This is a genomic window from Burkholderia sp. Ac-20392, assembly GCF_017104585.1.
Taxonomy (GTDB): Bacteria; Pseudomonadota; Gammaproteobacteria; order Burkholderiales; family Burkholderiaceae; genus Burkholderia; species Burkholderia lata.
This window is the reverse complement of record NZ_JAAGPB010000382.1, coordinates 1-8,492: the sequence shown is the minus strand read 5'-3', so window position 1 is coordinate 8,492 and position 8,492 is coordinate 1. Positions and strand designations below refer to the sequence as shown.

At 66.8% G+C, this 8,492-nt stretch carries 10 protein-coding genes, 1 tRNA gene and 1 pseudogene; 6 read left to right on the top strand and 6 right to left on the bottom strand.

Going from position 1 to position 8,492, the window contains the following annotated elements; all coding sequences use genetic code 11:
• The 5 genes and pseudogenes from G3N99_RS29545 to G3N99_RS29525 form a co-directional block, all read right to left on the bottom strand.
• Positions 1-133 (bottom strand): annotated as a pseudogene (locus G3N99_RS29545) (quinone-dependent dihydroorotate dehydrogenase); the annotation flags it as partial.
• Positions 134-231: 98 nt separating this feature from the next.
• On the bottom strand, positions 232-1,062 hold the full coding sequence (locus G3N99_RS29540) for an arginyltransferase (RefSeq protein WP_011351853.1): 831 nt from the start codon (positions 1,060-1,062) through the stop codon (positions 232-234).
• A 33-nt stretch (positions 1,063-1,095) separates the two neighbouring features.
• Positions 1,096-1,860: a leucyl/phenylalanyl-tRNA--protein transferase gene (gene aat / locus G3N99_RS29535; protein WP_174934344.1), complete on the bottom strand. Its 765-nt coding sequence runs from the start codon at positions 1,858-1,860 to the stop codon at positions 1,096-1,098.
• An 11-nt stretch (positions 1,861-1,871) separates the two neighbouring features.
• A complete protein-coding gene (locus G3N99_RS29530; protein ID WP_011351855.1) occupies positions 1,872-2,417 on the bottom strand; it encodes an NUDIX hydrolase in 546 nt (181 codons plus the stop codon).
• A 161-nt stretch (positions 2,418-2,578) separates the two neighbouring features.
• Positions 2,579-2,655 (bottom strand) — tRNA-Met (locus G3N99_RS29525).
• A gap of 197 nt (positions 2,656-2,852) precedes the next feature.
• Between G3N99_RS29525 and G3N99_RS29520 the strand changes: the two genes are divergently transcribed.
• Genes G3N99_RS29520 through G3N99_RS29510 form a run of 3 tightly spaced genes read left to right on the top strand, consistent with a single transcriptional unit; the run spans position 2,853 to position 4,878 of the window.
• The gene (locus G3N99_RS29520; RefSeq protein ID WP_011351856.1) at positions 2,853-3,350 is read left to right on the top strand and encodes a heme-degrading domain-containing protein; all 498 of its coding nucleotides are present in this window, start codon (positions 2,853-2,855) and stop codon (positions 3,348-3,350) included.
• Positions 3,351-3,353: 3 nt separating this feature from the next.
• Positions 3,354-3,692 (top strand): multidrug efflux SMR transporter, encoded by a 339-nt coding sequence (locus G3N99_RS29515; RefSeq protein ID WP_039358831.1) that lies wholly within the window; start codon positions 3,354-3,356, stop codon positions 3,690-3,692.
• Positions 3,693-3,723: 31 nt separating this feature from the next.
• Positions 3,724-4,878: an enoyl-CoA hydratase/isomerase family protein gene (locus G3N99_RS29510; protein ID WP_206124143.1), complete on the top strand. Its 1,155-nt coding sequence runs from the start codon at positions 3,724-3,726 to the stop codon at positions 4,876-4,878.
• 85 nt (positions 4,879-4,963) lie between these two features.
• Here the strand turns inward: G3N99_RS29510 and G3N99_RS29505 are convergent, their stop codons facing one another.
• Complete coding sequence (locus tag G3N99_RS29505; protein ID WP_174936847.1) at positions 4,964-5,392, bottom strand: hypothetical protein; 429 nt, start codon at positions 5,390-5,392, stop codon at positions 4,964-4,966.
• Between the two features lie 341 nt (positions 5,393-5,733).
• Between G3N99_RS29505 and ssuD the strand changes: the two genes are divergently transcribed.
• The 3 genes from ssuD to G3N99_RS29490 form a co-directional block, all read left to right on the top strand.
• The gene (gene ssuD / locus G3N99_RS29500; protein WP_206124142.1) at positions 5,734-6,891 is read left to right on the top strand and encodes an FMNH2-dependent alkanesulfonate monooxygenase; all 1,158 of its coding nucleotides are present in this window, start codon (positions 5,734-5,736) and stop codon (positions 6,889-6,891) included.
• A 17-nt stretch (positions 6,892-6,908) separates the two neighbouring features.
• Complete coding sequence (gene ssuC, locus G3N99_RS29495) at positions 6,909-7,721, top strand: aliphatic sulfonate ABC transporter permease SsuC (protein WP_174934338.1); 813 nt, start codon at positions 6,909-6,911, stop codon at positions 7,719-7,721.
• The coding region (locus G3N99_RS29490; RefSeq protein ID WP_206124141.1) for an ATP-binding cassette domain-containing protein at positions 7,718-8,492 on the top strand (775 nt) is incomplete at its 3' end. The genes ssuC and G3N99_RS29490, both read left to right, overlap by 4 nt.

Here is an 8,492-nt window from a genome sequence, read left to right as displayed (position 1 = left end):
CGCGGGCCGACAGCGCGCAGGCAAGGCCCGTACGGCCGGCCGCGCCGAGCGCGCGCAGCGTGAGGTGGTGAGCGTCTTCCGCATCCATCTTGAACAGGGATGCGCGGGCCAGCGGATAGAGGGAACTGAACACGGGAATTGGGCGGACAGCCGGAATGAATGACAACCCGCTATTTTACCGGGAGTTGGGCGGCAGGGGCGCGCTTCGCTTCGTCATCCCCGCGGCGCGCGTCAGCCCGAGCCCGAATGCCCGCCCGGCAACGGCGCACGGGCCAGCGCCGCGTCGACGGGCGGCAGGTCGATCCGTTCCGGATCGAGTATCTTCCAGCGGCCGTCGATCAGCCCTTCGAGCGGGTGGAAGTTCGCCTTGTAGGCCATTTTCGGGCTCTCGCGGATCCAGTAGCCGAGGTACACGTAGGGCAGGCCGAGGCTCTTCGCCTGCTCGATCTGCCACAGGATGTTGTAAGTGCCGTAGCTCGTGTGCTGGTCGTCGGGCTCGAAGAACGTGTAGACGGACGACAGCCCGTCGCCGAGGATGTCGATCATGCTGACCATGCGCAGCTTGCCGGGCTCGCCGCCCGGGGCATCGAGGTCGCGGAATTCGACGAGGCGCGAGTTGATCCGGCTCTGCAGCAGGAATTGCTCGTACTGGTCGCGGCTGTCGCGATCCATGCCGCCGCCCGCGTGGCGCGCCGACTGGTAGCGCATATAGAGCGCGTAGTGCTCTTCGTCGTAATGCAGCGGCGAAACCGTCGCAACGAGCGTGCGGTGCCGCTTCCACATCCGGCGCTGCGTGCGCGACGGCGCGAACGCATCGACGGGGACGCGCACCGGCACGCAGGCACGGCAGCCGTCGCAGTACGGGCGATAGGTGAACACGCCCGAGCGCCGGAAGCCGGCCTTGACGAGTTCGGTGTAGATGTCGGAATTGATCAGGTGGCTCGGCGTCGCGACTTGCGAGCGCGCGACGCGGCCGTCCAGATAGCTGCACGGATAGGGCGCCGTTGCATAGAATTGCAGCGCCGAAAGCGGTGAAAGCGGCAGCTCAGTCGGGTGAGTCATGGGCAGCTCTCGTTGCAGGGAGGGAGTGCCGCGCTAGCGCTCGATCCCGGAGGGGGGCGCCGTTTCGGCGCGGCCCGTCAGCGCGGCGAGCACGCGCTTGTCGAACTGCCACGGAATCGGCGGTTCGGCTACCGCGCTGCGCACGTGAGCGACAAAGGCCTTGCGTGCGATCTCGCGGCCGCCGAGCGACGCTAGATGCGACGTATTCTGCTGGCAGTCTATCATTTCCAGCCCCTGCTCGCGAAGGTGCGCGATGAGCGTGGCCAGCGCGATTTTCGATGCGTCGGTCGCGTCCGCGTACATCGATTCGCCGAAAAACATTCGCCCGAACGACACGCCGTACAGGCCGCCTACGCGCCGCCCGCCGTGCCACGTCTCGATGCTGTGCGCGTTGCCGGAGCGGTAGAGCGACGTGTACGCGTCGATGATCTCGGCCGTGATCCACGTGCCGCGCTGCCCGCGGCGCGGCGCCTGCGCGCAGGCGCGCATCACACCCGGAAAGTCGTAGTCGACGCGCACTTCCCATTCGGGTTCGCGCAGCACGCGCTTCAGCGTCTTGCGCAGCGAAGGCGACACCTTGAATTCGGCCGGCACGAGGATCATGCGCGGGTCGGGGCTCCACCACAGCACGGGCTGGCCGTCCGAGTACCACGGGAAGATGCCGCGCAGATACGCGTCGATGAGGCGTGAGGGCAGCAGGTCGGCGCTCGCGGCGAGCAGCCCGGGCGCGCCGGTGGCGGGACCGAGCGCGCGTTCGATGGGCGGAAACGGATCGTCCGGGCCGAGCCAGGGGACCATGGGGCGGGGGCTCAGCCGTTGCGCAGCGAGCGGAAGATATCGCCGGTGTGCACGCCGTAGTCGCCCGCGGCGCGATCGGCGAAGAAGAATCGCAGGGTCTGGCTGACGGTCGGGAACGCGATCTCATCCCACGGGATGTCGGCTTCGTCGAACAGCTTCACTTCGAGACTTTCCTCGCCGGCCTCGAAGGCCGGATCGGTGAGCCGCGCGAGGTAGAACAGGTGGACCTGGTGCACGTGCGGCACGTTGAGCAGCGTGAACAGGTTCTGAACCTCGACGCGCGCGCCGGCTTCCTCGAGCGTTTCGCGTGCGGCGGCTTCGGCCGTCGTCTCGCCCATTTCCATGAAGCCCGCGGGCAGCGTCCAGAACCCGTAGCGCGGTTCGATCGCGCGGCGGCACAGCAGGATCTGATCGCCCCAGACCGGGACCGTGCCGACGACGTTGCGCGGATTCTGGTAGTGGATCGTGCCGCAGTGATCGCAGACGAAGCGCTCGCGGTTGTCGCCCGGAGGAATGCGCGCGATGACTTCGTGACCGCAGACGGAGCAGAATTTCATGTCGAGTGGAAGGGACGAGGTGATGCGAGTGTATCACCGGGGCGCGGCATTCTTGAACGCCTGCGCGTGCAGGCCGCGTGTCGTAAGAAGCGGGGCGGGGAGTGCGACGGAAAAACAAAAAGCCCGGCACTGGGCCGGGCTTTTTGCGTAATTCTGGACGTTGGTTGCGGGGGTAGGATTTGAACCTACGACCTTCGGGTTATGAGCCCGACGAGCTGCCAGACTGCTCCACCCCGCGTCCGTCGAAGAAATGAATTATAAGGAGTAACCCGAGTGCGTGCAAGCGTTTTCTGACAATTTCTTGTCGCTGCTTGTGGGGCCGGTACGGTGGGTGGGTGCGCTAGAATCGAGCGGTTTGTTTCGTTTCTTCTGCAGCGGGGCCGTGCGCGATCGCTCCGGCGCTGTTGCGACTCTCATTACTGTATCGACGGATTCATGGACATCGCTCACGATCTGCAATCGATCGGCGCGCAGGAACAGGCGCTTGTGTTTCCCCATTTCGACCCGGCCCGCGCGTGGGCGCTCGGCAACCGGATGCATGCGCTCGCGACGTCGCGCGGCCATGCGATCGCAATCGACATCGTCACATTCGGCCAGCCGCTGTTCTACGCGGCGCTCGCTGGCGCCACGCCCGACAATGCCGACTGGGTGCGCCGCAAGCGCAACGTCGTCGCGCATTTCCGTCGCAGCTCGTACGCGATCGGCCTGCGCATGCAGCAGGCCGGCGCGACGCTTGCCGACAAGCACGGGTTGCCGATCGCCGAATATTCGCCGCATGGCGGCTCGTTCCCGCTGACCGTTGCCGGTGCCGGCGTGATCGGCTCGATCACTGCGTCGGGGCTGCCGCAGCGCGCGGACCACGAATTCGTCGTCGAGGCGTTGTGTGCCGAGCTCGGTCACGACTACGCCGTGCTGGCCCTCGCCAGGAGCTGAACGATGCAACTGCCCGGTTACGCATGGCTCGCGATCGCGATCGTCGCGGAAGTGATCGGCACGTCGGCGCTGCGCGCGGCGGACGGCTTCACGCGCCTCTGGCCGTCGTTGCTGGTCGTTGCCGGCTACGGCATCGCGTTCTACTGCCTGTCGATCACGTTACGCACGATGCCCGTCGGCATCATCTATGCAGTCTGGTCGGGCGCCGGCATCGTGCTGATCACGCTCGTCGCGATGCTGCTCTATCGCCAGGTGCCGGACCTGCCGGCCGTGATCGGCCTTGGCCTGATCATCGCCGGCGTCGTGGTGTTGAACCTGTTTTCGAAGATGCAGGCGCACTGAGCGTGCGACTGCCATTTGCCGGATGACCCTCATGACCGATTCCACTTCCGCAGCCGTTTCCGCCGAATCCACGCAGCCCGACGTACGCGCGCATGTCGCGAACCGCATCGGGTTTCTCGAACTGAACCGGCCGAAGGCGCTGAACGCGCTGTCGGTCGGCATGATCCGGCTGATGCAGCAGGCGCTCGATGCGTGGCGCGACGATCCCGAAGTCGTCGCGGTCGTCGTGCACAGCCCGCATCCGCGCGCGTTCTGCGCGGGCGGTGACGTACGCTTCTTCCACGATGCGTGGCAGCGCGGCGACCGCGATGCGGTCGACACGTTCTTCATCGAGGAATACACGCTCAACCACACGATCTTCACGTATCCGAAGCCCTATATCGCGCTGATGCACGGTGTCGTGATGGGCGGCGGCATGGGTATTTCACAGGCGGCGCGGCATACGGGCGGCCTGCGTGTCGTGACCGACTCGACGAAGATGGCGATGCCGGAAACGCGTATCGGCCTGTTCCCGGACGTCGGGATGAGCTGGTTCCTCGCGCGCACGCCCGGCGCGATCGGCCGCTATCTCGCGGTGACCGGCGCGACGCTCGACGCGGCCGGCGCGCTTTACGCGCAGCTCGCTGACGTCTATCTGCCCGATGCCGCACTGCCGGCGCTGCTCGATACGCTGCGCAGCGCGCGCATCGACAGCGGCGAGCAGGCGGTCGCGTGCGTGGCCGACGCGGCGGCCGCACACAAGGTCGTACCGACGCCCGACACGTCGGCGCTGGCCGACGCGCGCGCCGGGATCGACCGGCATTTCGCGCAGCCGGACATCGGCGCGATCGTCGCGTCGCTCGACGCCGAGCAGGATTGCGCTGCCGTCGACGGATGGGTCGAGAAGGCGACCCATGCGATGCGCGAACAGTTGTCGCCGCTGTCGATGGCCGTGTCGCTGGAAGTCGTCGAGCGTGCGCGCGGCGCAACGATGGCCGACTGCCTGCGGCGCGATCTCGATCTCACGCGCTCGACGTTCGCGCGCGGCGACGTGATCGAAGGCGTGCGCGCGCTGATCGTCGACAAGGACCACCAGCCGGTCTGGCGCTTCAAGTCGTCCGCCGATATCGATCGCGCAGACGTGCTCGAGATGTTCGACAGCCCGTGGACGCCGGACACGCATCCGCTGCGGAAACTGCAGGACTGACGCCGGTCGGACTGACCGAACGCGAGCTGGAAACAAAAAGGCCGCCTGCATGTGCAGGCGGCCTTTTTCATGGGTGTCGACCGCGTTATTCGTCGCCGGTGTCGTCCGACATGAACGCACGCATGAACACGAGCGCGCCGAAGCCCCACACCGCGTTCGCCGCGAAGCCGGCCGCGAGTACGGGCATCATGTTGCCCGACGGCCAGATGCCGCGCAGCGGATCGATCGCGAATACGCGGGCGGCCGTCAGCACGATGCCGCCGAACACCAGCGCGCCGATCCACGAGGCCTCGCGCTCCGGCGAGACGCGCAGCAGCCACGCCATCGGGATCGCACAGCACGCGCTGATCAGCGCATTCGCGACAAATTCAGGAATGCCGAGCGGCGCGAATGGTTGCGTGGAGAAGCCGGTTGCGGCGATCAGGTCGGCTGTATGAAGGAGTGCGAGCGTGGCTTCGCGGAAGAACAGGGCGGCCAGGAAGCCGGACAGGAATGGCAGGATGACTTTCTGCATCGATGAGTGCACCGCAGGCGCGCACGGCCGGGGCCGTCCGCGCGGAGTTATTCGGATAGGTGCGTCATTATAGGGCCCGCCCGCCGCGATATTCGCTCCAGCGTCGTGCTAATCACGAAAGCGGAAAACCTAAGCTCAAAAAAATCGTTCCAAAGCCCTGCACCGATCCCTAGACTGATTTCCCAGAAACAGCCGTGCAATCGCGTCCTCGCCCGCTGCACGGCCTGACCGGCGAGCCATCCCGATTCGAACGCACACCATGCATGCGCCGCATATCCGCGACGCGAGCAGGGCGGTGTTTTTCTCAAATTCCGGCAAGGACAGTCAAGCAGGAGCAGCAGATGAATGTGTTCTGGTTTATCCCCACGCACGGCGACAGCCGCTATCTCGGTACGGCCGAAGGTGCGCGCGCCGCGGATTACGATTACTTCAAGCAGGTCGCGGTGGCGGCCGATACGCTCGGCTACGAGGGCGTGCTGCTGCCGACCGGCCGTTCCTGCGAGGATGCGTGGGTCGTTGCATCGAGCCTCATCCCGGCAACGCAGCGCCTGAAATTCCTGGTTGCGATCCGTCCCGGCATTGCATCGCCGGGGCTGTCGGCGCGGATGGCCGCGACGTTCGACCGCCTGTCGGGCGGCCGCCTGCTGATCAACGTGGTGACGGGCGGCGATGCCGCCGAGCTCGAAGGCGACGGCCTGTTCGCGGATCACGACACGCGCTACGAAATCACCGACGACTTCCTGAACATCTGGCGCGGGCTGCTGTCCGCGTCGCACGACAACGGCGGGTTCGACTACATCGGCAAGCATCTGCAGTCGAAGGGCGGCAAGGCGTTGTATCCGCCCGTGCAGCGTCCGCATCCGCCGCTGTGGTTCGGCGGTTCGTCGCCGGCTGCGCATGAGATCGCGGCCGATCACATCGACACCTATCTGACCTGGGGCGAGCCGCCCGCGGCAGTTGCAAAGAAGATCGCCGATATTCGCGCCCGCGCGGAGGCACGTGGCCGCAAGATCAAGTTCGGCATTCGTCTGCACGTGATCGTGCGCGAGACCGAGGACGAAGCATGGCGCGACGCCGAGCGCTTGATCAGCCGCCTCGACGACGAAACCATCGCGCGTGCGCAGAAGGCGTTCGCGAACATGGATTCGGAAGGCCAGCGCCGGATGGCCGCGCTGCACGGCGGCAAGCGCGGCGGCCGTGAGGTGCTCGAGGTGTATCCGAATCTGTGGGCCGGCGTCGGCCTCGTGCGCGGCGGCGCGGGCACTGCGCTCGTTGGCAATCCGGAGCAGGTCGCGGAGCGCATGCGCGAATACGCGGATCTCGGCATCGAGACCTTCATCCTGTCCGGCTATCCGCACCTGGAGGAGTCGTACCGTTTCGCGGAACTCGTGTTCCCGCTGATCAAGGGCAACGGTGCGGCGAAGGCGACCGGCCCGCTGTCGGGCCCGTTCGGCGAGATCGTTGGCAACAGCTATCTGCCGAAAGCGGCCCAGAGCTGAGCGACAGGAGGCTTGCGATGACAACGAAAACGTCGACGGCGGGCGCGGCCGTGGCCGCCCGTGCATGGCGCGGCATCGCGCCGTGGCTCGTGCCGCTTGCGCTGCTGGTGGCATGGGAAGTCGGTGCGCGCACCGGCTGGCTGTCGACCCGCGTGTTGCCCGAGCCCGTGGCGGTCGTGCGAGCGGCCTGGTCGCTCGTGACGTCGGGTGAAATGTGGGCGAACGTGAAGGTCAGCACCTGGCGCGCGCTGTTCGGTTTCGCGATCGGCGGCGGCGTCGGCCTCGCGCTGGGGCTCGCGACCGGCTTGTCGAAGGCGGCCGAGGTCGCGCTCGATTCGACGATCCAGATGATCCGCAACATCCCGGCGCTCGCGATGATTCCGCTCGTGATCCTGTGGTTCGGCATCGACGAGAAGGCGAAGCTGTTCCTCGTTGCGCTCGGCGTGTTCTTCCCGGTCTACATCAACACGTATCACGGGATCCGCTCGGTCGACGCGAACCTGATCGAGATGGCGAAGAGTTACGGCGTGCGCGGCTTTGCGCTGTACCGCGACGTGATCCTGCCCGGTGCGTTGCCGTCGATCCTCGTCGGTGTGCGCTTTGCGCTCGGGCTGATGTGGGTGATGCTGATCGTCGCGGAAACGATCTCCGCGCAGTCGGGCATCGGCTACATGACGATGAACGCACGTGAATTCCTGCAAACCGACGTGGTGGTGGTCGGCATCCTGCTGTACGCGGTGCTCGGCAAGCTGGCCGACGTGCTGGCGAAATGGCTCGAGCGCGTGACGCTGCGCTGGCACCCCGCTTATCAATCAGGAGCAAAGGCATGAATGCGACGACTTCGGCGGCCGCCTACGGCCCGCTCGCCGGCGCAGACCTCGAGGCCGAACTGGCGCAGGCGCGTGTCGCGGACGGCGACGCGCGGGACGCGGCGGTTCTCGAACGTGACGGCAGCGCATCCGTCGTTCCGCTCGCGCGGCGACGGCCAGGAAGCCCGGTACCCGACGATGCAGTGACACTGTCGGGTGTCAGCAAGCGCTTCGGGGCACGCACGGTGCTCGACAACGTCGAACTCGGGATCGCGCGCGGCAGCTTCGTCGCGATCGTCGGCCGCAGCGGCTGCGGGAAATCGACCCTGCTGCGTCTCGTTGCCGGGCTTGAGCAGCCGAGCAGCGGCGCGCTCGAGACGCGCGGCGAGGGCGGCGGTGTGCTCGATACACGGATCATGTACCAGGATGCGCGCCTGCTGCCGTGGAAGACCGTGCTGCAGAACGTGATGCTGGGCCTCGGGCGCGGCGCGCGCGACCAGGCGCGCGCGGTGCTCGATGAAGTCGGCCTGCTGGAACGTGCGAACGACTGGCCCGCGCAACTGTCGGGCGGCCAGCGGCAGCGTGTCGCACTGGCCCGCGCGCTCGTGCACCGGCCCCAACTGCTGTTGCTCGACGAGCCGCTCGGCGCGCTCGACGCGCTGACCCGCATCGAGATGCATGCGCTGATCGAGCGGTTGTGGCGTGAGCATCGATTCACCGCGCTCCTCGTCACGCACGACGTGCAGGAGGCCGTCGCGCTCGGCGACCGCATCCTGCTCATCGAGCAGGGGA

Coding starts and splice junctions, on each gene's coding strand:
- G3N99_RS29510 (WP_206124143.1), top strand. CDS start 3,724: ATGACCGATTCCACTTCCGCAGCCGTTTCCGCCGAATCCACGCAGCCC.
- G3N99_RS29530 (WP_011351855.1), bottom strand. CDS start 2,417: ATGAAATTCTGCTCCGTCTGCGGTCACGAAGTCATCGCGCGCATTCCT.
- G3N99_RS29515 (WP_039358831.1), top strand. CDS start 3,354: ATGCAACTGCCCGGTTACGCATGGCTCGCGATCGCGATCGTCGCGGAA.
- aat (WP_174934344.1), bottom strand. CDS start 1,860: ATGGTCCCCTGGCTCGGCCCGGACGATCCGTTTCCGCCCATCGAACGC.
- G3N99_RS29540 (WP_011351853.1), bottom strand. CDS start 1,062: ATGACTCACCCGACTGAGCTGCCGCTTTCACCGCTTTCGGCGCTGCAA.
- G3N99_RS29505 (WP_174936847.1), bottom strand. CDS start 5,392: ATGCAGAAAGTCATCCTGCCATTCCTGTCCGGCTTCCTGGCCGCCCTG.
- ssuD (WP_206124142.1), top strand. CDS start 5,734: ATGAATGTGTTCTGGTTTATCCCCACGCACGGCGACAGCCGCTATCTC.
- ssuC (WP_174934338.1), top strand. CDS start 6,909: ATGACAACGAAAACGTCGACGGCGGGCGCGGCCGTGGCCGCCCGTGCA.
- G3N99_RS29520 (WP_011351856.1), top strand. CDS start 2,853: ATGGACATCGCTCACGATCTGCAATCGATCGGCGCGCAGGAACAGGCG.